This is a genomic window from Sinomonas albida, from assembly GCF_004919045.1.
In the GTDB taxonomy this organism is placed as follows: domain Bacteria; phylum Actinomycetota; class Actinomycetes; order Actinomycetales; family Micrococcaceae; genus Sinomonas; species Sinomonas albida.
In genome coordinates this window covers 62,665-85,171 of the sequence record NZ_SWDW01000011.1, presented here as the reverse complement: position 1 = coordinate 85,171, position 22,507 = coordinate 62,665, and the positions used below count along the sequence as shown (strand labels likewise).

The following is a 22,507-nucleotide window of genomic DNA, read 5'->3' as shown; positions in this document are numbered from 1 at the left end:
GTTCCGGCCTGATGGGCCGCGGGGCTGGGATGTTCACGAGATGTTGACCCACTGCGGATGGACAGGCCCTTGGCTGTGGACCGGAAGACTCTTGTCATTCGGTGTCTCCACAGAGTGGTGGGGAGTTTTAAGCCCATCGAGGCCAGATGTGCACTTAACTTCCCACAGGGTTGTCCACAGGCACTTGTTAATAAGGAATGACAAGAACGACGGCGGGTCCAGACGGGGGCTGTTCTTCGCACCTCCCGCCGGCGTTCTCAGACGCCCCGCTGGGCCTGCTTGATCTTGTTCGTGAGCTCGGTGACCTGGTTGAAGATCACCCGGCGCTCGGCCATGAGCTCGCGGATCTTGCGATCGGCGTGGATGACGGTCGTGTGGTCGCGTCCGCCGAGGACCTGGCCGATCTTGGGCAGCGACATATCGGTGAGCTCGCGGCACAGGTACATGGCGATCTGCCGCGCGGTGACGAGGGTCCGCGTGCGGGACTTGCTGTTGAGCTCCTCGATCGAGAGCTTGAAGTAGGCAGCCGTCTCGTGGAGGATCTGGTCCGCGGTGATCTCGAGCGCCGAATCGTCCATGATGAGGTCCTTGAGGACCATCTCCGCCAGGGCCACGTCCACGGGCTGCTTGTTGAGGCTCGCGAACGCGGTGACGCGGATCAGCGCGCCTTCGAGCTCGCGGATGTTCGAGGCGATCCGCGAGGCGATGTACTCGAGGACGTCGTCCGGCGCGTAGAGGCCCTCGCTGTTGGCCTTCTTGCGGAGGATCGCGATGCGCGTCTCGAGGTCCGGCGGCTGGATGTCCGTGAGGAGGCCCCACTCGAAGCGGGACTTCATGCGGTCCTCGAAGCCGTGCAGCGCCTTCGGCGGCTGGTCCGAGGTGATGACCACCTGCTTGTTGCTGTTGTGGAGGGCGTTGAACGTATGGAAGAACTCCTCCATCGTCCCGGTGCGCCCCGCAAGGAACTGGATGTCGTCGATGAGCAGGAGGTCCACGTTGCGGTACGTGGTCTTGAAGCTCGTGCCCTCGTCGTCGCGGATCGAGTTGATGAAGTCGTTGGTGAACTCCTCGGAGTTCACGTATCGGACGCGGATGCCGGTGTAGAGGCGGCGCGCGTAGTGGCCGATCGCGTGCAGGAGGTGGGTCTTGCCGAGTCCCGAGTCACCGTAGATGAAGAGCGGGTTGTACGCCTTCGCCGGCGCCTCGGCCACCGCCACCGCGGCCGCGTGGGCGAAGCGGTTCGAGGCGCCGATCACGAACGTGTCGAACGTGTACTTGGGGTTGAGGCGCCCGAACTCCTGGGAGGTGCTCGGCGGCGTCGGGGCGGGGCGCAGGTCCGGAACCGGCTCGGGCCGCTTGATCGGCTCGAAGATCTCTTCGCGGATCGGCACAAGTTCGGTGTCGACGTCGATGGCACAGCGGATGTCCTCGGAGAACACGCCGCGAAGGGCCGAGTCGAGCGGCTCCTTGAGCTGGGTCTGGAGAACCTCTCGCGTGAGCTCGTTGGGGACCGCCACCAGCAGCGTCGATCCGATGAGCCCCTGTGCCTGGGCGAGCGCAACAAATCCGCGCTGCCGCGGGGAGACGCGGTCGTCTTCTTCGAGCAGGCGTACTACGCGCCGCCACGAACTGCCAACGGTGTTGGCTTCGTTCGCCTCGTCTGTCCCCATGTGCCCTTCTTGCCCGCCTCATGCCGATGATCTGGCACCCGGTTTTCCACACGTCTATCCACACGCGTGAGCTGGGTGCACTGGGCAAGCCTAGACGACGGAAAAACCAGAAGACAGCGGGGCATGGGCGCCATGTGAATTACACTGATGGAGTTCACCCCGTGTCCCGCGACACCACGCTGTCCACAGGCTTGCGGTGGATTTGAACACAGTTGGGGACAAACTGCTGGGAGCCTGCTCTCGGCCCTCCGGCGTGCCCTCACGCCACGCGCGAGTTTGACGTGGTTTGCCCTCGTGGCCTAACGTCGTTAAGTCCTTTGTCTGCATACTGTCCTGTCGCATGCCCCCGGACACCGTCGATTCAGCCGCGAGGCTGGAACGGGGTGAACGGCATGAGGCGCGGCGGGGCCGCAGGCACCGCAGATTATTAGCGTCCGCCAGGCCCACCTGGGTGAGGCGCCGGATCCACTGGAGTGATCACCGTGAGCAAGCGGACTTTTCAGCCGAACAACCGCCGTCGTGCCAAGAAGCACGGCTTCCGTCTTCGTATGCGCACCCGCGCCGGCCGCGCCATCCTGGCCGCCCGCCGCAGCAAGGGCCGCACGGAGCTCTCGGCCTAAGGCCGGGCCCGCACCAGCCTCCTCGGTTAGCAGCGTTAGGGCAGGGGATGCTTCCCGTCCGAAACCGGCTGCGCACCGGAGCCGATTTCTCGCACACCGTACGTTCCGGCGTCCGCCAAGGGCGCCGGAACGTCGTGCTGTATGCGGTCCTTTCGGAGGACGCCGTGCCTTCCCGGTTCGGCTTCATTGTTTCCAAGGCCGTAGGGAACGCCGTCACCCGCAACCTCGTTAAGAGGAGGCTGAGGGAAGCCAGCGCGGAAGCGCTGCGGGATCGGCCAGCGGGCATCGATGTTGTGGTGCGCGCCCTGCCCGCCGCGGCGTCGGCTGACTGGGCGTCCCTCCGCAGCGACTACGCCTCCGCGCTCCGCGGCGCGATGCGCCGGCTCACCCCGGAGCCTGGCGGTGGCACGACGCACGACGGCGGGGCGCAGCCCAGCGGCGGCATACGGGAGGACGGCGATGGCAGCGGTGAGTGAGGTCCCGCGGCGACATGGGGCTGCTCTCGTGGCGGCCGCCGTCGGACGTTTTGTGTGGGATCTCCCTCGCAACGTCCTCATCCTGCTGCTCAAGGCCTACCGGCTGGTCATCTCGCCCCTGTATGGGCAGGTCTGCCGGTTCTACCCCTCCTGCTCGGCCTACGCGCTCGAAGCAGTCACAGTCCACGGGGCTGTGCGAGGATCGTACTTGGCGGTTCGTCGGCTCGCGCGCTGCCACCCCTGGAATTCCGGCGGTCTGGATCCGGTGCCTGACGGGCACCGGCACTGGCCCGCCGACCGTATGCCGCGGATCGTGGTGCTGAACCACCCTGACCGCTACTGGAAGGACGAACCCGCCTCAGGCGGCCCTGCCAGCTTGAGAGACGAGGAATAGGAAACAACATGGACCCTCTTGGGACAATACTCCTGCCCTTTGAGTGGCTGGTCTCCTTCGTCATGGTGGCCTTCCACGAGGCGCTTTCGTTCATCGGTCTGCCGCCTGGGAGCGGCTGGACATGGACCTTCTCGATCATCGGCCTCGTGCTCGTGATCCGAGGCGCTCTCATCCCGGTCTTCGTCCGTCAGATCAAGGCCCAGCGCGGCATGCAGCTGCTTCAGCCGGACCTTCAGAAGCTTCAGGCCAAGTACAAGGGGAAGACGGATCAGCTCTCGCGCCAGGCTATGGCGCAGGAGCAGATGGCGCTGTACAAGCACCACGGCACGAACCCGTTCTCGGCGTGCCTTCCCATGATCATCCAGATGCCGTTCTTCTTCGGCCTCTTCCGAGTCCTGTCCAACGTCAGCGGCGCCCAGACCAACAACCCGGGCATCGGGGCGATGAGCACCGACCAGGTCAATCAGTTCCACGGCTCGGAGATCCTCAGCGCGCCGCTCTCGGCGTCCCTCCTGCATGGCGGGGGCGGGAACCCTGTCGTTGTCGCTATTCTCTCGATCTTCATGATCGTCGCGATGACCGCCTCGCAGTTCATCACCCAGAAGCAGATCATGGCGAAGAACATGTCCGAGGCTGCGATGCAGAGCCCGTTCATGCGCCAGCAGAAGATCCTGCTGTACATCCTGCCGCTCGTCTTCGGTATCGGCGGCATCAACTTCCCGATCGGCGTCCTGATCTACTGGACCATCAGCAACCTGTGGACCATGGGCCAGCAGTTCTACGTCATCCAGCGGATGCCGGCGCCCGGATCTCCCGCCGCCAGGGCGCTCAATGAGCGCCGGGCCGCGAAGGGACTTCCGCCGATCGACGTCACGACCGGCAAGGCCGTGAAGCCGGAGGACATGCCTCCGCCGCCCGAGCCGAAGACCCAGCGGCAGCAGCCGCAGCGCAAGAACCGGAGGAAGAAGTGACCCCTGCCGAGACCACCGCTGAGAGCGGCCCCGAAGAGAGCATGGACTGGGAGAACGGCGAGGACGCCGCCGCTGACGAGGCGACGACCGACGACGAGCAGGCCCCGCTCAGCCGCCTCGAAGAAGAGGGCGACATCGCGGCCGACTACCTCGAGGAGCTCCTCGACATCGCGGACATCGACGGGGACATCGATATCGAGGTCCGCGGCGGCAGGACGTACCTTGCCGTGATCGCCGACGAGAGCGCCGAGGGGCTCGACGCCCTCGTGGGCACGGGCGGGGAGGTCCTTGAGGCGCTCCAGGAGCTCACCCGACTCGCGGTGCTCTCGCAGACCGGGAACCGTTCGCGGCTTGTCCTCGACATCAACGGCTACCGGGGCGAGCGCACCAAATATCTGCACTCGCTGGCCGAGGACGCCGTGGCGAAGGTCAAGTCCGAAGGCTCCGCGGTGCACCTCTCGCCGATGAGCTCCTACGAGCGGAAGATCGTCCACGATGCCGTGGCCGATCTGGGTTTCGTGAGCGAGTCCGAGGGCGAGGGCGCCAGGCGCCACATCGTCGTCTCCGCTGACTGACGTGGCGGAGCATCAGGAGGCGTCGGAGGAAACGGCCGACGGCGGTCTTCCGGAGTTGGCGGGCGCGGAGCTCGCCGCGGCGGAGAAGCTGTTCGGCGATCGCCTCGACCTGGCGCGCCGCTACGTTGAGCACCTCGCGACGTCGGGACTCGAGCGCGGGCTCATCGGCCCGCGCGAGGTTTCGCGTCTGTGGAGCCGGCACGTCCTCAACTGCGCCGTGATCGAGACGGAATTTGCCCACGGGACGACGGTCGCGGACGTCGGAAGCGGAGCCGGACTTCCGGGGCTCTGCCTCGCCCTCGCGAGGCCGGACCTCACCCTCGTGCTCATCGAACCGCTCGAGCGCCGCGTCGTCTGGCTCGAGGAGGTCGTGGCCGATCTGGGTCTCACGAACGTGCGGGTATTCCGGGCCCGCGCCGAGCAGGCCGTGGACCTTGTCAACGCGGACTACGTCACCGCGCGTGCCGTGTCTGCCCTCTCGAAGCTCATCCCCATCACGCTTCCGCTGCTCGGCGGATCAGGTTCCCTCGTCGCGATCAAAGGCCGGAGTGCTGGCGAGGAGATCGAGAATGCCGCGAAGGCGATCAAGAAGTTCCGAGGCCGGAATACGGAGATCAAGGTCATCGGCGAAGGGCTTCTTGAGGAGCCCACGACCGTGGTTCGGATCGACGTCGACTCGGCGTGATCAGCCGGGGGTGAGCGTCCACCGGCTAGGCTAGAGTGAGGAAATCGACGCGAACCGAGAGTGAGTGAACAGTGACCAGTGACGAGTCATCGGCTCAGCGGATTCCCCCTTTCGTATCCCTGGGGCCGGCGCGTTCGGCAACTGTGACACCGTCGTCCTCTGCTCAAGCCACTCCTCGCCCGAGTCTCTCTCCCGATAAATCGCGGGCCAGCAGCCCGTCGTCGGCCGATGACAGCAGCCCCATCGGAAGCCAGCTTGCCAACGAGGCGAGACGTCGCGAACGCCTGAGCCAGCGCAAGCTTCGGAAGCCCGCGGAGACCCGCGTCTTCACGGTCTCGAACCAGAAGGGCGGCGTCGGCAAGACGACGACGACTGTCAACATCGCTGCGGCCCTCGCGGCCTCGGGCCTCAATGTCCTGGTGATCGACATCGATCCCCAGGGGAATGCCTCAACAGCCCTCGGCATCGAGCACCACGCTGAGGTCGAGAGCATCTACGACGTGCTCATCAACGACGTACCCCTCGCGGACGTCGTCGGCGTCTGCCCGGACGTCGAGCGACTTGAGTGTGCGCCGGCCACGATCCATCTGGCCGGAGCCGAGATTGAGCTCGTGTCGCTCGTGGCCCGGGAGCAGAGGCTGCGCCGGGCCATCGACGTCTATGCGAAGGAACGGGCCAAGCAGGGGCGTGAGCGGCTCGATTACATCTTCATCGACTGCCCTCCGAGCCTCGGCCTCCTCACGGTCAACGCGTTCTGCGCCGCCGACGAGGTCCTCATCCCCATCCAGTGCGAGTACTACGCACTCGAGGGGCTGAGCCAACTGCTCAAGAACATTGAAATGATCCAGACCCATCTCAATGCGGGGCTTCGAGTCTCTACTATTTTGTTGACGATGTACGACGGCAGAACCAACCTGGCCGCTCAGGTTGCTGCTGAGGTCCGCGAGCATTTCCCCGAGCAGGTGCTCGAGGCAGTGGTTCCGCGTTCGGTGCGTATCTCTGAAGCGCCGAGCTATCAGCAGACCGTCATGACGTACGACCCCTCGTCGACGGGCGCTCTCTCCTACATGGAGGCAGCGGCCGAGATCGCTGAACGCTGAGTTTGCATACTGGTCAGACCCTCACGTCCGAGGGTTCGAAGGAGGAAGTCCGCGCATGAGCGAGAAGCGCCGTGGTCTGGGCCGTGGTCTGGGGGCTCTGATCCCCAGTTCGGGGACGGCTGCAGGCGGGACGGCCGCTCCGTCACGTCCCGTTGACCTGTTCTTCCCCGAGAGTCGCCGAGCAAGTGAGCCGATCGATCACGCCCCGACGGAGACTGCAACGCCGCAGCCGGATTCCGCCGGCTCGGGGCACGAGCGGGAGCTGGATTCTCAGACCGAGAGTAGCTCACCCACTTCGGCCGGGTCCGGGGCAACCCATGAGTCGCCGACCACCGCGTCGGAGAATGAGGCAGCTGAAGCTGAATCGGCCGCGGGCGCGGATAAGACCTCGAAGTCGACCTCGTCCAAGTCCGGGTCAACGAAAGGTTCGTCCGCAAAGGCCCAGACCGAGACGGCCGCTCCCGCGCGGGGCAGGTCTGCCGGCGGGAGCAAGGCTTCCGCCGCGCGTTCCGAGGAAGCCACGGAATCCAAGGCGAGCGTCCCGGCCAACGACTCTTCGTCGGCTGGCTCCGACGAACTCGACCTCGTCGAGGTTCCGGGAGCTCAGTTCGCCGAGATCCGCGTCGACGACATCCATCCGAACCGGAAGCAGCCCCGCAGCGTCTTCGACGAAGACGAGATGGCCGAGCTGGTGCACTCTGTGCGTGAGATCGGCGTCCTCCAGCCGATCGTCGTGCGAAAGTCAACCGAATCCGGTGGCGAAAGCTATGAACTCGTCATGGGCGAGCGTCGTTGGCGCGCGGTTCAGATGGCTGGGCTGGAGACCATCCCAGCGATCATCCGAGACACGAGTGACGACGATCTTCTGCGCGATGCTCTGCTTGAAAACCTCCACCGCAGCCAGCTGAACCCACTTGAAGAAGCGGCGGCATACCAGCAGTTGCTGGAGGACTTCGGCACCACCCACGAAGAGCTCGCCGATCGCATCGGCCGATCCCGTCCGCAGGTGTCGAACACGATCCGCCTGCTTCGTCTTCCTCCTTTGGTTCAGCGCCGAGTGGCCGCTGGAGTGCTGTCTGCAGGTCACGCTCGCGCGCTGCTGTCGCTCCCCGATGCCGGTGCTATGGAGCGAGTGGCCCAGCGTATCGTCGCGGAGGGGCTCTCGGTGCGGGCCACCGAGGAGGCCGTGGCCATGTACCAGGATCCGGGCGAGCCCCGTCGTTCGAACATCCCCAAGCCGAATGCGCGCCACGAGCGGCTCGACTTCTTGGCCTCGTCCCTTGCAGACCGTCTCGATACGAACGTCAAGATCACCTTGGGTGCACGCAAGGGACGTGTGAGCATTGAGTTCGCTAGCGTTGAAGATCTGAATCGCATTATGGGCGTTCTGAGCCCCGGCGACGAGTAGCCGTCCGGCCGACCTTCGTAGTTCTCAAAGGGACTCCCTCCAGTTAGGAGGGAGTCCCTTTTTGGTTGGTGGTGGGAGGCTGGACACGATTTGGGCGGGTGATCGCGCGCGCCGCGTCCACATCGCGTCCACATCGCCTCCGTTTCACGTGAAACGGAGGTGAAGGGGTAGGGGCGGGACCACCTAGTACACGCGTTTCGGTTGCGGGTGACGAAAGGTGAGAAGCGACTCGACACATTGCGATTGGCTGCCCCGATGATGCGGTCCCGTGGAGGAGGAGCCGGCGACGAGAGGATCGTCCGATGCAACGCTGCATAGTTGCCGACTGAAGACCAGAGCCCATGGCCGGTGATTGCGTGCATCGAGGTCTAACTGCAGACGACTGAATGCCCGATGTACCGAGGGCACCGGTTCTTGTCTGTCGAGGCGCGACCCTGGGTGTGGGGGAAGGGCCGTTCAGATCCCGGATAGCGCGTCGTAGTAGCGTTTGGCGCAGCGGCGACGACACATGCGGCCTTGTTTCACGTGAAACCTCAGCGCCGCGGTGCCTCGTATGGCAGACGAGCACTCTGGGCAGAGTTCGGACGCGCCTGCATAGCCGACGGAGGCCTGCGCGTTAGCCCGTTCACGACGGTGACCTGAGATGTTCCACAGCGGGCTGATCGCTTAAAGAAGCGCCGTGATCCTCGCCGACGGAAGCGCTGCAGCGCGAAGAGTTCGGCTCTCGGGTTCGGGAGCGTGCGAAGTTCGCTGATTGTTGGCACGCCGTGCGGTACGGGCTCGTCGGTGAGCTTCGAGTGCCGCCGTGTGTTCCAACCGACGGCGCGGGGTTCAACGTCAACGAAATCCGCGGCATCAGGTTGAGTTGCTGCCCGTAGCCCCTCTGGATCGCGGCCCGCACGCAAAGCGAGCCAGACAGCGAGGCAGCGGAGGCCCTTCAAGGACGTGAGGAAGACACATGGCGGCGCAGCGAAGCTCTACGAAATGTGGAGGAAGCTCTACGAAGTGCGGAGCGAGTCGTACAGCGGAGCAGCTGAGTTACTGCAGCGACACAACGACGGCCTTTGGCACGAGGGAAATCCATTGCCGTACGAGGCCATGCTGTTTATGCGGCTCGGTGCCTGGTCGCCATGGGCCTTGTGGGATCTGTGCCAGATGACGCGACGCACTCACGCGGCCGCCGGCCCCCCCGGCCCCCGGAGTTTCGGGGGGGGCCTCGTGTCGTCCGCCTTGCTTGACCAGGGAAATTTGCCGAGGCTTGTCCCACAGAAGCGTTCCACGAGGCCACGAAGCCCCGAAGCCACGAGCTCTGGCTTACGGGGTTCCGGCATGCCAGTAGTGAACAGCGCAGCCCCCGAACCGCGGGTCGCTCCCACTGAAGGCGGCCACTTGCCTGCATCCGGGAACCCTCCTGTGGCCCGACGGTCTGGAGGCGTGTCTTCCAGTCTGGATTCGTCCGCGTTGAGAGCTCGCGCCCCGCCTCCGCCGTCACAGCACACACTTCTTGCTCAGCAGCCAACGGTGACGGCGCCAATGCTGGCGGAAGGTCGTTCCAGAGGGGTTCTCGGTTCGCGCGGTTTGGATCGGCGCCGGCGGACGCCATGCGGTCGTGGGGCACGAGCAACTGCGAATGGGCAGACGGATTGGCGCCCAGGGCAGAGAGCTTGGGTCGAAAAGATCCTAGCGGCAGCCATATCGCCTGATGTGTACGGGAGGGAGATCTCTGGACGCGGTGGTGCTGGTTAGGAGGAGAACTGTTCGGAATACCGGCATTTGGGGGCCCGGGTTATCCCTCAACGGCTAGCTTCGATCGGAGGTCGATCATGCACGACGCGGGCACCGCCGTTGGTTCCACGTTCTCCTCTGCTTCGACTCGTCATCTGCTTGAACTCCTGCCCGGCCTGCACAGGCTGTCGCGCTCAGGAGAAGGACCTGGGTGGTGGAAATGGGCGCACGCTCAACGAACCGGGCGACAGCCTCGATTCCGGCACTGTGACTACGTACCAAACCAGGGATGCCCAGCGAAGCGATTCGGTGAGCTTCCATAGTTAAACGGTCAGCCTTCCCGATTTTCCGATGGGCGCCACTCCCTTGCCGTGAATGGACCCGGGTCGCAGCGGACGATCGCCTGACCCGTCGCCCGACTGTTTCACGTGAAACGGTGCGGATCCGCCGGCCAGCGTTCCCTTACTGTTTCACGTGAAACAGTAAGGGGTCTGCGGGACGGCATTGTCCTGATGCGGTGATTAGAGACGGGGCTACGCCGAGGCGGGTCAGGGACGGTTGTTGCTTCCCCGAGCACTCGACACGGCGACGAGCTTTGGAAATCGCCTGTGGATAACTGCGGGACAAGGATTGCACAGGTATATCGGGGGCTGTGGATAATCGTGGTCGATGTGCATGAAGGGTGGTGCCCGAATATGAAAGCCTCCGTAGGACCGCGACCAACGGATCCTGCTGAGCACACGGGGAGTGGATAGATCACGGTGACTGCAGGCGTCCAAAGCGCGCTCTGCGCGGTTTGGACCGCATTTTCGACTCCTGACATGCGCTTTTGCCGTTCGTACGAGTCCGTTGGGGGATGAAGATTCTGGCCAGAACAGCGCTAAGCAGATCGGTTTGGAGATGACCGCGACACTTGAAGCCAAAGCATGGCCGCTTGCCGACACCCACAAGTGGATGCCATCCACAGCTCATGGTCCCCGGTTGTGGAAAAAGGCTGTTGATATCGTTGTGGATATCTTCCGCGCGGTCCGTGGATATCTTGTCAGAGGGGCGAATGGCCAAGCGGGTGATGGAGCACGGAGGATCGAACTCTCGACCGCTTCCGAGGCCCGCATGAGGGAAGACACTTGGTGGGCCAGCATGTATCGCCGCGCCCTGAGCGAGGGTGTTTCGTCGCATCGAGCTGAACCACAGCCTGGTACACCGGTCAATCCGGGAGTCGCCGGGCCTACTCCACCAGTCAGCTTCGGCCGCGGACATTCGTCGACACGGGCCGCTGTCATTCGTCAGCTCGGATCGTTGCCCGATATTGCGTCGTTGTGAGCCTGTTTCGTTGGTCTTGGGGTCAGGAGCGCCGGTCTGGCTAGATCTGGCGTGTGGCGCTCGACGTTAGTGATCGCTCCTGGAAGATGGAGGCCTTTGAACGCCCGCTTGGCGGGGAACTCGGGCTGGCCGCTCAAATGGCGGGCCAGGTCTTCGTCCCGCCAGCGGCTTCATTCAATTGGTCGGTGGGCCGGGCGGGCTTCCGGAGTGATCCTCGGACTTCATGCTTGCTCACGGGAACCGCCCCCGGCGCAGAGTCGGGGACTCGGCTCCTGCTGCTTTGTGGGGCGAAGCGGCCCAGGCTCTTCCGCTGGAGTGGGCCCTCCGCTGGGCCGTAGACAGACCGGGGGATCTCATCGCTCGAGCGTTTTGAACGTCCACCCCCAAACTTTTGAACCTCGCCTGACAGATCGGCTCAAGGGACCAAAAGAGCTGTCATGGAGCGTCGCCATGTTTCACGTGAAACAGGGCGTCGCAATCGTCGAGATGGGGCCGCCGCGATGTGGAGCCGACGAGCGTTCAGATGTTGGGAGGAAGGCGGGAGTCTGTTTCGCGTGAAACAGGGGATCTGCTGGGCTGAGCCCTCGGCTGCTCGTGACATGCGTCGACGCCCCGGCTTGGCGTGGATCTGACTTTGGCGCCGGCCTGGCGTGGACTGGATTGGGGAACCGTCGCCGCAGCACACGCCGCTTGAGGGAGTGCCAGCTACGAGTCGAGCGAGTTCGCCTGCATGACGTCAAGCGCCGGCCGCGAGAACCGGCGAATCTGCGCTCTCGCGCCCTTTGGTCGCCTGATGGCGTACCTCTGAGCCCGCACGATCATCCGAAGCCACAGACGCGGGTTTGGGGGCAGAGAGGTCCGGCGAACTCACCGAATACCTACCAGACCGCCTGAGTCAGGCGCATGAGAAGCTGCTCTGCGTCTATTCGCCCCGACCAAACGAGTTCTCAGGGACAAAGCGAGCGGCTCAGCCGGACAGGTGGACGTTGGCCGCTCCGCTTGAAGATCTCGACCTATCTGCGGCCGGGCTAGACCGTTCTCCCAACCGGCCCACCGAGGTATGGTGTCGTTCCCAGTCGGGAGCGGGTGGTTCGATGTGGCGTACGCAGATGAAGTCGTTCCTTCAGCGTGCCCTCGAAATCGGGGGTTGGGAGGCAGGGACGAGCGGAATGCGGCCGTTCAGGCACCGATTGAGATCGCAGTCAGGGCGATCGAAGGCCGCGAGGCCGTCGACGACGTGCGATGTTGATCCGCGAGAACAGCGTTGCCCTGCGGAGGATATTGGACGCCCGGTGACCGCACGGAAATCCGCTAAGTCCATGCAATTCCCTCCCACTAGTCCATTGGCTTGGGGGATGTTGAGATTGGCGGTCGAAACGCACGGCGTTCGAGTGGTGTGGATGAGTGTTTCGGGATGGTTGGACGCGCTGCTCAAGGTCGCAGCGCCCTACACAGAGGATTCGGTGCTCGCAGTGGGCAAGCAGGCGTACCAAGACGGTTGAGCACCGGAGACGACAGCGTCTCGGTGGAGAGCTGCGCGGGTCGGTCACCCTGAGGAGCACCGAGTTCGCCTGTCTGGGCCCCATCGTGGGGACGGTCTGATCAAGCGAAAAGCCCATCAACGTTTCACGTGAAACGAAGCGCCCATCAACGTTTCACGTGAAACGAAGCAGCTGCGTCACCCTCAAGTGGCCCGAACACGGCACCCTGACGACGTTCTCGGTAGAATTGCAAAATTTGCAAGGCGCGCTGACCCGCGCGATCCCTGCATGGAAGGTGCACGGAAGAGCGAATAGTCAGCCAAAAAGAGTGGCGTGAGCCAGAAAGATAGAAGGACAGAAGGCCCAAAGACAGAAAGAGGGGCGCAGCCGTCGGCTGCGCCCCTCTCACGGTGATCGTCTACTTGACGAGTACCTCAGACCATTCCTTCTCGAAGTACTGCTTCGGCCGGGCACCGATCACGGTTCCCGTGACCTTGCCCTTCTCGAAGAGGTAGACGGCGGGGATCGACGTAATGCCGTACTCGGCTGCGATGTTCGGGTTGTCGTCGACGTTCACCTTCACGACGTCCACCTTGTCCGAGTACTCAACGGAGATGTCGTCAAGGATGGGACCGACCTTGCGACACGGCCCGCACCATTCGGCCCAGAAGTCGACAATGACGGGCTTCTCGGAGAGAAGCACCTCGTCGGTGAACTGGGCGTCGCTGACGTCTCTGGCGTTGCTCATGTCTGCCTTTCCGATCTGTGGTGAGGTGTTTTAGGCCTGCTGGGTCGCGAGGCTACGAGCCTCGATGTCTGCGAGGTAGTGCTCGACGTCGATTGCCGCAACGCAACCGGAACCGGCTGCGGTAATGGCCTGGCGGTACGTGGGGTCAACGACATCGCCGGCGGCGAAGACGCCTGGGACATTGGTGCGGGAAGTGCGCCCTTCGACGGCGATGGTGCCCTCGGGCCTGAGCTCGAGAACACCCTTGACGAGCTCGGTGCGGGGATCGTTGCCGATGGCCACGAAGACACCCGTCACCGCGAGGTGCGACTCGGAGCCGTCGATGGTGTTGCGCAGTGTCAGCCCGGTGACCTTGTTGTCACCGAGGACGTCTGCGACGCCGCTGTTCCAGGCGAAGGAGATCTTCTCGTGGGCGAGGGCGCGGTCGGCCATGATCTTCGAGGCGCGGAGCGAATCACGGCGGTGCACCACCGTGACGGAGCGCGCAAACTTGGTCAGGAAGAGTGCCTCCTCCATGGCCGAGTCGCCACCGCCGATCACTGCGATGTCCTGGTCCTTGAAGAAGAAGCCGTCACAGGTCGCGCACCAGCTCACGCCGTGTCCGGAGAGACGCTTCTCGTTGGGGAGGCCAAGCTCGCGGTAGGCGGAACCGGTCGAGATGATGACGGCGCGCGCGAAGTGCTCTTCGCCATTCGCGAGGACGACCCGCTTCACCTCACCCTCGAGATCGATGGACTCGACATCCTCGAATTCGATCTGCGCGCCGAACTTCGAGGCCTGCTGCTCGAGCTTGTCCATCAGCTCGGGGCCCTGCACACCTTCGGGGAATCCGGGGAAGTTCTCGACCTCCGTCGTGTTCATGAGCTCGCCGCCCGCAGTCACCGAACCGGCAAAAATCAACGGCTTGAGGTTGGCTCGCGCGGTGTAGATGGCTGCGGTGTATCCGGCAGGACCGGATCCGACGACGATGACGTCGCGGATTTCAGTGGCGGTGCTTTCGGCAGTGCTCACGGGCGAATGACCTCTTCTTCTGACGTGCTGGACTCCGTACGTCCACAGCTCACAACATGTCGACCGACGTTGGTATTCCGCCGCGCCGCCTTTCAAGGGTACCCAAGGGTGAGCGCGCCTGCCGGACGTATGAAGAATTCCGCGCTGGCGAGAACGGACTGCTGATGCAGCCACCGGACAATGCCCCGGACAATGCCCCAGACAATGCCTCGAAAGGACGCCGCGAAAGGGCACGAAAAAAAGATCGCCCGGGGCACCAAAGCCCCGGGCGACCCTTCGAACCAAGCGGCAGAACCGCCGTCGTCCGTTCTACTGCACCTTGATCTCCGCGAGCCGCAGGCCGAAGGGGTACTGCGTTTTCGGGGCGGCCAGGCGCGGGAGCGCGGTGATCTGGATGATCACGTACTGCGCCTTGACCGCGGTGGGCAGCGGGAACACCAGCTGGGTCGTGTTGAACGTGTTCGTGCCCACGAGCGTCGCCCCGGCCACGTCAGGCTGAGCGTTCGTGTAGACGCTCACGCTGCCGCCCGTGCCGCCGAGCTGGTCCAACTCGACCGACTTGATGTCGGACACGTCCTTGAGCTTGACCGCGAGGGAGACGCTCTTCGTGAAGCCGCCCCAGTCCTCGCGGGCGAACTCCATGTCGGACCAGTACGTCGCCGGGTTGCCGTCGTAGGTGTTCACGAGCTTCGAATCGAATTGGTCGGCGAACGTGAGCTCCTCGGGGTGGAGGCGGGTCACGGAGTCGATCACCGGGGCGACCACGGGCGCCGGCGGAGGCGACTGGCCAGCGGATTGCGATTGGGACGGCACGTCCGAGTGCGACGTGGTGGCCTTCGGGCTCGCTGCCTGCGGCTGGAACACGCCCCCGAGCGTGGTGAACGCGAAGATGAGCGCGATGATGAGGACGAGCGCGAGGATTCCGCCGACGAGCCACGGCACGGACTTGGGCCGCGTCGATTCGTCGTCTTCCTCGAGGTCATCGTCGCGGTCGAAGATGCGATCGGACGGATCGTTCCAGGTGGTCTGGCGCGCGGCCGCCGGGAATGCCGCGCCGCGGCCTTCGGCGGGACCGCCCGGGGCGGGCTGCCGCGGGGATGCGGCCGTGGCGGGCCCCCCGGCGGAAGGCTCCGGCTGAGCGGACGACGGCGAGGCGGCCGGCCGCTGCTGCGCAGGAGCCGCGTTGGCGGCCTTGGCAGCATCGGACCAAGGCGTGACCTTTGGCGGAGTCGGCGCCTTCCCGGCAGCCGCAGCCGCTGCGGCAGCGGCGGCCGCGATGCCCGCGGCGGTCGCCCGATGGGCGGACTGCGGCGGCGCGGACGGAGGCGGCGGGACCGCGCCCCCGTGGGGCGAGGGCTGCGCGGGTTGAGCACCCGGCTGCCCCTCTTCGCCGGGCTCGTAGTGGATGTACTCGTTGCTGTCGTGCTCGTAGAGCCCGTTATAGGTCTCGGGCTCGCGCGAGCGCGCCTCGCCGAAGATCTCGCTGCCGAGCGTGTCGGTGAAGAACGGCTCGACGTAAGGCGCGTCCTGCGCGACGATGAGGTCGAGGAGGTCCGCGGCGGCCGCGTGGTTGGTGATGAGATAGGTCGCCCCGTGGCTCACGCCCAGATCGAGGACCTGGATGCCGATGGGCCGTTCGCCCGTTGCGACTTCGCGAGCGCTCTGGGCGAGCTGCTCAGAGTTGTTGGGGGCGGAGACGAGGATACTGACGGGGCGGTTCAGGATCTGGTCGACACCGTCGAGGACCAGATCGCCGTCATGCGATTCGACGATCGATGACGTGACTTTGTACCGCCCGCCCAGCACGGTGCCGACGTCGATGGACTGGGACACGGGTACCTCCTTGGAAAGTCTGCCCCGGCCAGCCCGGACATGCCGGGCCCTTTGCTAAGAATTGATCCTAGCGGAAGGCGGCCGCGCGACCCTTGTCGGGCTGATCTGGCGGGCGCCGCGTCACGCGTCGCGGAAGTGGGGATTCCGACCCGGAGGTCCCTGATACGTCCGCCGACCGGGGAGCTTGCCCGGCCCCGGAGCGGTGGCGGGACGCGCGCGGTAGAGGTTCGGATCGAACTGGCCGGAGATGCGCGGGATGATCCCGGTGTCGTCCGAAATCGTCGACGAGATTTCGCGGAGCGCGTAGGGCTCGAGGACTTCGGTGGGTTGGCCTCCGGCGCTGGCGGCAGCCCCGGCGTCGTGCGTCGCCCCGGCAGCGGACGACGGCGCGGGCTCCCCACGCGCCCCGAGGCGCCCCATGATGGGGCGCAGCAGATCGCGGAGCTCGCTCACGCCGAAGATACGGAGAAGGACGAGGTAGACGAGGAGCATCGGGATGCCGATGACGACGATCCCGACGAGCGCGGCGAGGCTCGAACTCCAGATGAACCCGGTCGGCGACAGCCCACCCATGAGCCATACGGCGAGGCCGCCTGCGATCGCCGAACCGAGTGCCGCGTAGCCCATGCGGATGTAGGAGCGTGCCACGGTGATGCCGTCGAGATGGCCGATGCGGCGCCGCAGGTAGGAACCGCTCAGCACGACCGAGAGGACGTTCCCCACCGTGTACAGAATGGCGATGGAGAAGATGATGTACCGCGCGGGGAGGAACTGGATCACGGTGGCCCCGACCACGTTGAGCAGTCCGAGCCACACCTGGATCTTGAACGGCGTCTTCGCGTCCTCGAACGAATAGAACACGCGGGACATCATGAAGTTTGCGCTCAGGAATGGCGTGCTGAGCGCGAGGATGCTGATGGTCTGGGCGAGCATGACGCCGTCCGACGGGCGTCCGCCCGAGAAGAACATGCCGAGCGGTGCGGCGAGGGCGAAGAGGGCCAGGGCGCTGAACACGGTCGCGACCGCCATCGTCCTCAGTCCGCGGGAAAGCGCTATCCGGACGCCATGGCGATCGCCCGCTTGGGAGGCCTGGGTCATGCGGTTGAAGAGGACGGTGGCGAGCGAGAGCGCGATGATCGAGTGCGGCAGGAGGTACAGCTGGCTCGCCATTTCGAGCACGGTATTGCCGGGAATGAACTTCCACGCGGGATCGTCCGGGTTCGCCTCGCGCAGATGTTCGCGCACGGCACCCGGCATCGACGCGACCTTCATGAGGTAGAGGAACGTGAGCTGACCGACGGCGGTGGTGGCGAGCGTCCACGCCCCGATGCGCGCGGCGGCGCCGAGCCCCACGCCCCGCCAGCCGAACTTGGGCCGCAGCCCGAGCCCGAGACGCCCTACTGGCACGAAGAGCATGGCGGTCTGGATCACGACGCCCACCGTGGAGGCGCCCGCGACGAGCAGCGTCTGCGGCGTGCCCCAGTTGTCGAGGGTGTGCTGGTGCGTGTTGTTCGTCCCGAAGACCCAGATGAACATTCCGAGGCCGGCGATGGCCACGATGTTGTTCACGAGCGGCGCCCACATGGCGGGGCCGAAGGCACCGTGCGCGTTGAGCACCTGCGTCAGCAGCGCGTACAGGCCGTAGAAGAAGATCTGTGGCAGGCACCAGTACGCGAAGACCGTGGCGAGGGCGAGCTGGTTCCCGCTGTACCCGGACGTGGTGAGCTGCATGACGATCGGCGCGGCGATGGTCACGATGGCGGTGAGGCCGAACGTGACGATGACACCGAGCGTGAGGAGCCGGCTGATGTAGTCCGCCCCCCGGTCCGGCGCCCCGCTCGCCTTGATGATCTGCGGCACGAGCACCGTGTTGAACACGCCGCCCGCGACGAGCAGGAAGATCAGGTTCGGCAGGTTGTTCGCGTTGACGAACGTGTCAGTCACGGTTGAGCCGAGGCCCAGCGCATAGACAAGGAGCAGCTGGCGCAGGAAGCCGAGCACGCGGGAGAGCAGGGTGCCGACTGCCATGATGGCACTCGACCTGGCCTCCGACGCCCCTCCGGCCTTCGCGGCCATCAGGAAGCCGTCATTTCAGCAGATGCTCCGGGAGCACTTCCCGGGCCAGATCTGCGATGCGGCGCTCGTTCGGGAACGAAAGCCGTCTGGAGAGTTCGGAGATGGGCACCCACGCGACGTCGACGGCCTCCTGATCGGGGTCGTTCTCGATCGTGAGCTCGCCGCCCACGGCTTCCAGAAGATAGTGGTGCACCGTCTTGTGGACGCGGTGACCCGTGACCGTGAACCAGTAGTCGATGCTTCCGAGGGGGGCGAGGATCTGGCCGTCGATCCCGGTCTCCTCGCTGATCTCTCGGATCGCGGCCTTCTCGTTCGATTCCTTTCCCTCCGGATGTCCCTTGGGCAGGCACCACTCCAGCCGGCCGCCGCGGTTGAGCCGCGCGATGATGGCGACCGGCAGATTGGGATCGGATGTGTCCACAATCACGCCGCCGGCCGAGATCTCCTCCACCGTGGGAAGCGCATGAATGTAGGCCTGACCGGCCGGCGCGACGTGCGGCCCGATCGCAGACGGCAGGGGCGCACTCCTCCTCTTCTGAGGATCGCTCGGCAACGGGATGACCATGCAGTCCACTCTAACCAGAAGGCTCTCGCAATGGTTGGCGCTCGTCAGGGGTGCTCGGGCTGCGCCGCGGATCTGCCAAGCTTTAAGCACTATGGCAGAACAGAACGAACAGGACCCGCAGACGCCGGTGGTCGGGCCACCGACCGTGCCCTTCAGTGTCGAACCCGTGGTGCTCGAACTGGGTCGCCGGTTCGTCGATGCGGGCTTCGAGGTGTCTCTGGTCGGCGGGCCCGTGCGCGATCTCTTCCTGGGCCGCCGCTCGCCGGATCTGGACTTCACCACGAACGCGAGCCCTGATGAGACGCTCGCCGTCATCAAGGGCTGGGCGGACGCGCACTGGGAGATCGGCCGCGAGTTCGGCACGATCGGGCTGCGCAAGGACGGTTTCCAGCTCGAGGTCACGACGTACCGCGCCGAGGCCTACGATCCCGAGTCGCGCAAGCCGATCGTGGCGTTCGGCTCCACCCTCGAGGGAGACCTCGAGCGGCGCGACTTCAGCATGAACGCGATGGCTCTGCGGCTTCCGGGCCTGGAACTCGTGGATCCCTTCGGGGGGGTCCGCGATCTGCACGCGGGCATCCTGCGCACGCCCGGCGCCCCGGAGGACTCGTTCTCGGACGATCCGCTCCGCATGATGCGCGCGGCCCGCTTCGCCTCCCAGCTCAAGGTCGACGTGGCGCCAGAGGTCAGGGAAGCCATGGCGGCGATGGCGGGGCGGCTCTCGATCGTCTCGTCCGAGCGGATCCGGGACGAGCTCATCAAGCTCATCAACGGCGCCGCGCCCCGCGTCGGCGTCGACCTCCTCGTGGAGAGCGGGATCGCTGACGTCATGCTCCCGGAGGTGAGCGCGCTTCGCCTCGAGGTTGATGAGCATCACCGGCACAAGGACGTCTACCAGCACTCCCTGACGGTGCTCGATCAGGCTGTGGCCCTCGAGACAGGCCCGGACGGACCCGTTCCGGCACCCGACTTCGTGCTGCGGTTCGCGGCCCTCGTGCACGACATCGGCAAGCCCGCGACGCGCCGGTTCGAACAAGGCGGGGCCGTGAGCTTCCGCCACCATGACGTGGTCGGCGCGAAGCTCGTCAAGAAGCGCATGCGCGAGCTGCGGTTCGACAACGAGACCATCAAGTCGGTGGCGCGGCTCGTCGAGCTGCACATGCGCTTCTATGGATACGGCGACGCGGGGTGGACCGACTCAGCCGTGCGCCGCTACGTCACCGACGCCGGCCCCCTCCTCGAACGCCTGCATCGCCTGACCCGCTCCGACGTGACAACGCGGAACCAGCGCAAGGCCGAGCGCCTCTCCTTCGCGTACGACGACCTCGAGAGCCGCATCGCCGAACTCGCCGAGCAGGAGGAGCTCGCGGCCATCCGCCCGGACCTCGACGGACAGCAGATCATGGCCGCCCTCGGCATCGGGCCGAGCCCTCTTGTGGGCCGTGCGTACAAGTTCCTGCTCGACGAGCGCATGGAGCACGGGCCGGTCACAGAGGATGCGGCGCGCGCGAAGCTGCTTGAATGGTGGGCGGCGCAGCCCGAGTACGACGACGGCGCAGGCGCAGACACACAGGCATCGGCAGAAACGGGAGATGGCCAATGAGCGCGGAGGAATTCGGACTGCCGAGGCTGTGGCTGCTGCGGCACGGGGAAACCGAGTGGTCCAAGAGCGGACAGTACACCGGACTCACCGACCTCCCGCTCACCGCGGAGGGCGAGCAGCAGGCCCGTCAGGCCAAGGCAGCCCTCGACGGGGTCGACTTCGGGCTCGTGCTCACGTCGCCGCTCCAGCGCGCCCGGAGGACGGCGGAGCTGGCTGGCTTCCCCGAGGCGCAGCTTGAGCCGGACGCCGTCGAATGGGACTACGGCGACTACGAGGGCATCAAGTCTTCGGACATCCGCAAGGAGAATCCCGATTACCTCATCTGGACGCACGGGGTCCCGAACGGCGAGACCCTCGACCAGGTTGCAGCGCGTGCCGACCGCGTGGTCCAGCGCGCGCTGAGCGCGGGCGTTCCCCATGTCCTCGTGGTGGCCCACGGACATTTCTGCCGCATCATCACGGCGCGTTGGCTTGAACTCGCGCCGATCGAGGGACGGCATTTCATTCTCGGCACCGCAAAAGTGTGCCGCCTCGGCTGGGACAAGAAGACCCCGGCCGTCGAGGCTTGGGGCCTCTGAGACAAAATTCAGGAAATTCCTTCTCACCGCTTGCCTTTTCTCCGTCGGGTGGGCTAACTTTATTTTTGTGCCCCGAGGAGTCCCCTCGAAGCGGCCCCAGAAGTTCATTTGGCAGCAGAGGAGGTTGGACCCACGATGATCACCCAGGTTCTGTACCGCGGTTGGATTGCCACCACGGCGCGCGGAGTCCGCGGCCTGCTGCCGATGTTTAGCGCCGTGCGCGCGTAGGCATTCTGCGGCTTGCTGACCCGGCTTGACGGGTTGGCGGTCGACGGTCTCACGCCTCATCCATTCGGGTAGCCCGAGCGTCCCCGCGCCTTCGCGTGCGAGCGGACTCGAGTGCTCCCGCTTTCCGGAATCACACTTTTTGCATTCCGGCATTCCCGATGCCTTTTAGGCTTTTGTGTGCACGCATTCGGTGCGCCGTGAGCTGATCAACGCGCCGGAAATCTCGCATTTCGCATTCCCTCATTCACCGCGCCCTCTCGCGCGGCAATTTGTCACGCCCTCAGGAGCACTCGTGTCCTCATTGAGCCAGTCGTCGCCCCTACTCGAACTAAGCGGCGAAACGCCCCTATCCGAAGCCGGCCACGCGCCGTCGTCCGTCGATTCCGAACCGCAGGAGGTGAGTACCGTGATCCAGCGGGTCCTGCGCGCCTTCGCCACCGATGTCGACGCCGAGCGCATTGAGGCGCACCGCGAAGCCGTCCGGCGCGAAGTCGACCTGACCAATCCCATGCGGTAAATGCTGGTCTGCGCCGCGGGTCTCGTGAAGAATCGACTCCGTGTGCACGCGCGGTGCACCAGGAAGGGATTCATGCGCAGGAAAATCGTAGCCGCCGTTGCGGCTCTCGCCGCCGCCTTCGGGCTGGCGCTCTCGGCAGCGCCAGCCCAGGCGAGCACGGGCGGTGAGCCCGATGGCAGCACCCATGCGGGCGTGGCGATCATCGTGTACTACACACCCCAGGGTCGATTCCGCTGCTCGGGCGCACTCGTCTCTCCGACCGTTCTTCTGACCGCCGCTCACTGCACAGACGGTGCGCTCGGAAAGACGCTTGTTTCGTTCGATTCCACGATCGCCGAGCGGCCGCCGTCGGGCTTCCCGGCAGCGGCCAACCCGAGCGTGGGCTACACGTCGGCGGATCTGGCGGGGAAGATCTCGGGCACCGCGCACACGGACCCCGACTTCTCCCACTTCACCGATGAGAACAACTGGAACGACGTCGGCGTGATCGTCCTCGATTCGCCGGTCTCGCTGCCCACCTACTCGCTGGCTGCCGCCGGGACGCTCGACGCGCTCGCGCCAGGCGACGTTCCCAAGACCCGCGTCACGGCGGTGGGCTACGGAACGGAGCTCGCGAAGCCGGCCACCGGCCCGCAGCGCCGAGTCCCTGTCACGTACCCGCTCATCCGCCGCTCGGTGGACTTGCGCGCGCAGCAGGTTGGCCCGCAGATCCTGACCACCCACGCCAACGTGAACCCGGGCGCGGGCACGGGCGGGATCTGCTCCGGTGATTCCGGCGGACCCGCGTTCCTCGGCGACACGATCGTGGCGCTCACGAGCTTCGGCCGCTCCAACTGCCTCGCGCTCGACGGCCTCCAGCGCGTCGACCTCGCGCCGGTCCAGTCGTGGCTGGCAGGGTTCGGCGTCGTTTCCTAGCTGAC

18 protein-coding genes are annotated in these 22,507 nt (G+C 65.4%); 12 read left to right on the top strand and 6 right to left on the bottom strand.

Features of this window, described 5'->3' with window-relative positions; genetic code table 11:
• Window positions 1-257: 257 nt before the first annotated feature.
• Window positions 258-1,670: a chromosomal replication initiator protein DnaA gene (dnaA, locus tag E6A26_RS12245; protein ID WP_136611480.1), complete on the bottom strand. Its 1,413-nt coding sequence runs from the start codon at window positions 1,668-1,670 to the stop codon at window positions 258-260.
• Between the two features lie 482 nt (window positions 1,671-2,152).
• Here dnaA and rpmH point away from each other — a divergent pair, with 482 nt between their 5' ends.
• The 8 genes from rpmH (at window position 2,153) to E6A26_RS12205 (ending at window position 7,899) form a co-directional block, all read left to right on the top strand.
• Window positions 2,153-2,290, top strand: coding sequence for a 50S ribosomal protein L34 (gene rpmH, locus E6A26_RS12240; RefSeq protein WP_127513203.1), 138 nt, complete (start codon window positions 2,153-2,155; stop codon window positions 2,288-2,290).
• Window positions 2,291-2,337: 47 nt separating this feature from the next.
• Window positions 2,338-2,766: a ribonuclease P protein component gene (gene rnpA / locus E6A26_RS12235; protein WP_136611479.1), complete on the top strand. Its 429-nt coding sequence runs from the start codon at window positions 2,338-2,340 to the stop codon at window positions 2,764-2,766.
• Window positions 2,750-3,160 (top strand): membrane protein insertion efficiency factor YidD, encoded by a 411-nt coding sequence (yidD, locus tag E6A26_RS12230; protein WP_136611478.1) that lies wholly within the window; start codon window positions 2,750-2,752, stop codon window positions 3,158-3,160. Before rnpA ends, yidD begins: the two co-directional genes overlap by 17 nt.
• Before the next feature lie 8 nt (window positions 3,161-3,168).
• Window positions 3,169-4,131, top strand: a complete 963-nt coding sequence (gene yidC / locus E6A26_RS12225; RefSeq protein ID WP_136611477.1) for a membrane protein insertase YidC — start codon at window positions 3,169-3,171, stop codon at window positions 4,129-4,131.
• A 41-nt stretch (window positions 4,132-4,172) separates the two neighbouring features.
• On the top strand, window positions 4,173-4,706 hold the full coding sequence (locus E6A26_RS12220; protein ID WP_136611543.1) for a Jag family protein: 534 nt from the start codon (window positions 4,173-4,175) through the stop codon (window positions 4,704-4,706).
• A 1-nt stretch (window position 4,707) separates the two neighbouring features.
• Window positions 4,708-5,391 (top strand): 16S rRNA (guanine(527)-N(7))-methyltransferase RsmG, encoded by a 684-nt coding sequence (rsmG, locus tag E6A26_RS12215; RefSeq protein WP_136611476.1) that lies wholly within the window; start codon window positions 4,708-4,710, stop codon window positions 5,389-5,391.
• Between the two features lie 71 nt (window positions 5,392-5,462).
• Window positions 5,463-6,491, top strand: coding sequence for a ParA family protein (locus E6A26_RS12210; RefSeq protein ID WP_136611475.1), 1,029 nt, complete (start codon window positions 5,463-5,465; stop codon window positions 6,489-6,491).
• A gap of 55 nt (window positions 6,492-6,546) precedes the next feature.
• Entirely contained in the window at window positions 6,547-7,899 is a 1,353-nt protein-coding gene (locus E6A26_RS12205; RefSeq protein ID WP_136611474.1) for a ParB/RepB/Spo0J family partition protein, read from the top strand.
• 4,947 nt (window positions 7,900-12,846) lie between these two features.
• Here E6A26_RS12205 and trxA read toward each other — a convergent pair.
• From trxA to E6A26_RS12180, 5 genes are all read right to left on the bottom strand, one after another.
• Complete coding sequence (gene trxA, locus E6A26_RS12200; RefSeq protein WP_136611473.1) at window positions 12,847-13,176, bottom strand: thioredoxin; 330 nt, start codon at window positions 13,174-13,176, stop codon at window positions 12,847-12,849.
• A 30-nt stretch (window positions 13,177-13,206) separates the two neighbouring features.
• Window positions 13,207-14,187, bottom strand: coding sequence for a thioredoxin-disulfide reductase (trxB, locus tag E6A26_RS12195; RefSeq protein ID WP_136611472.1), 981 nt, complete (start codon window positions 14,185-14,187; stop codon window positions 13,207-13,209).
• A 309-nt stretch (window positions 14,188-14,496) separates the two neighbouring features.
• Entirely contained in the window at window positions 14,497-16,020 is a 1,524-nt protein-coding gene (locus tag E6A26_RS12190; protein ID WP_136611471.1) for a discoidin domain-containing protein, read from the bottom strand.
• A 120-nt stretch (window positions 16,021-16,140) separates the two neighbouring features.
• Window positions 16,141-18,096, bottom strand: a complete 1,956-nt coding sequence (gene murJ / locus E6A26_RS12185) for a murein biosynthesis integral membrane protein MurJ (RefSeq protein WP_136611470.1) — start codon at window positions 18,094-18,096, stop codon at window positions 16,141-16,143.
• A 10-nt stretch (window positions 18,097-18,106) separates the two neighbouring features.
• Window positions 18,107-18,613: an NUDIX hydrolase gene (locus tag E6A26_RS12180; protein WP_136611542.1), complete on the bottom strand. Its 507-nt coding sequence runs from the start codon at window positions 18,611-18,613 to the stop codon at window positions 18,107-18,109.
• A 139-nt stretch (window positions 18,614-18,752) separates the two neighbouring features.
• Between E6A26_RS12180 and E6A26_RS12175 the strand changes: the two genes are divergently transcribed.
• The 4 genes from E6A26_RS12175 (at window position 18,753) to E6A26_RS12160 (ending at window position 22,502) form a co-directional block, all read left to right on the top strand.
• Window positions 18,753-20,264 (top strand): CCA tRNA nucleotidyltransferase, encoded by a 1,512-nt coding sequence (locus E6A26_RS12175; protein WP_136611469.1) that lies wholly within the window; start codon window positions 18,753-18,755, stop codon window positions 20,262-20,264.
• Window positions 20,261-20,842 (top strand): histidine phosphatase family protein, encoded by a 582-nt coding sequence (locus E6A26_RS12170; RefSeq protein WP_136611468.1) that lies wholly within the window; start codon window positions 20,261-20,263, stop codon window positions 20,840-20,842. The genes E6A26_RS12175 and E6A26_RS12170 overlap by 4 nt, the downstream gene beginning before the upstream one ends.
• 520 nt (window positions 20,843-21,362) lie before the next feature.
• Window positions 21,363-21,587, top strand: coding sequence for a hypothetical protein (locus tag E6A26_RS12165; RefSeq protein WP_136611467.1), 225 nt, complete (start codon window positions 21,363-21,365; stop codon window positions 21,585-21,587).
• A 72-nt stretch (window positions 21,588-21,659) separates the two neighbouring features.
• Entirely contained in the window at window positions 21,660-22,502 is an 843-nt protein-coding gene (locus E6A26_RS12160) for a trypsin-like serine protease (protein WP_136611466.1), read from the top strand.
• Window positions 22,503-22,507: the final 5 nt, after the last annotated feature.

Excerpts from the sequence above, each read along its gene's own strand:
- dnaA (WP_136611480.1), bottom strand. The coding sequence starts at position 1,670 with ATGGGGACAGACGAGGCGAACGAAGCCAACACCGTTGGCAGTTCGTGG.
- rnpA (WP_136611479.1), top strand. The coding sequence starts at position 2,338 with ATGCTTCCCGTCCGAAACCGGCTGCGCACCGGAGCCGATTTCTCGCAC.
- yidD (WP_136611478.1), top strand. The coding sequence starts at position 2,750 with ATGGCAGCGGTGAGTGAGGTCCCGCGGCGACATGGGGCTGCTCTCGTG.
- yidC (WP_136611477.1), top strand. The coding sequence starts at position 3,169 with ATGGACCCTCTTGGGACAATACTCCTGCCCTTTGAGTGGCTGGTCTCC.
- E6A26_RS12220 (WP_136611543.1), top strand. The coding sequence starts at position 4,173 with ATGGACTGGGAGAACGGCGAGGACGCCGCCGCTGACGAGGCGACGACC.
- E6A26_RS12205 (WP_136611474.1), top strand. The coding sequence starts at position 6,547 with ATGAGCGAGAAGCGCCGTGGTCTGGGCCGTGGTCTGGGGGCTCTGATC.
- trxA (WP_136611473.1), bottom strand. The coding sequence starts at position 13,176 with ATGAGCAACGCCAGAGACGTCAGCGACGCCCAGTTCACCGACGAGGTG.
- murJ (WP_136611470.1), bottom strand. The coding sequence starts at position 18,096 with ATGGCCGCGAAGGCCGGAGGGGCGTCGGAGGCCAGGTCGAGTGCCATC.
- E6A26_RS12175 (WP_136611469.1), top strand. The coding sequence starts at position 18,753 with ATGGCAGAACAGAACGAACAGGACCCGCAGACGCCGGTGGTCGGGCCA.
- E6A26_RS12170 (WP_136611468.1), top strand. The coding sequence starts at position 20,261 with ATGAGCGCGGAGGAATTCGGACTGCCGAGGCTGTGGCTGCTGCGGCAC.
- E6A26_RS12160 (WP_136611466.1), top strand. The coding sequence starts at position 21,660 with ATGCGCAGGAAAATCGTAGCCGCCGTTGCGGCTCTCGCCGCCGCCTTC.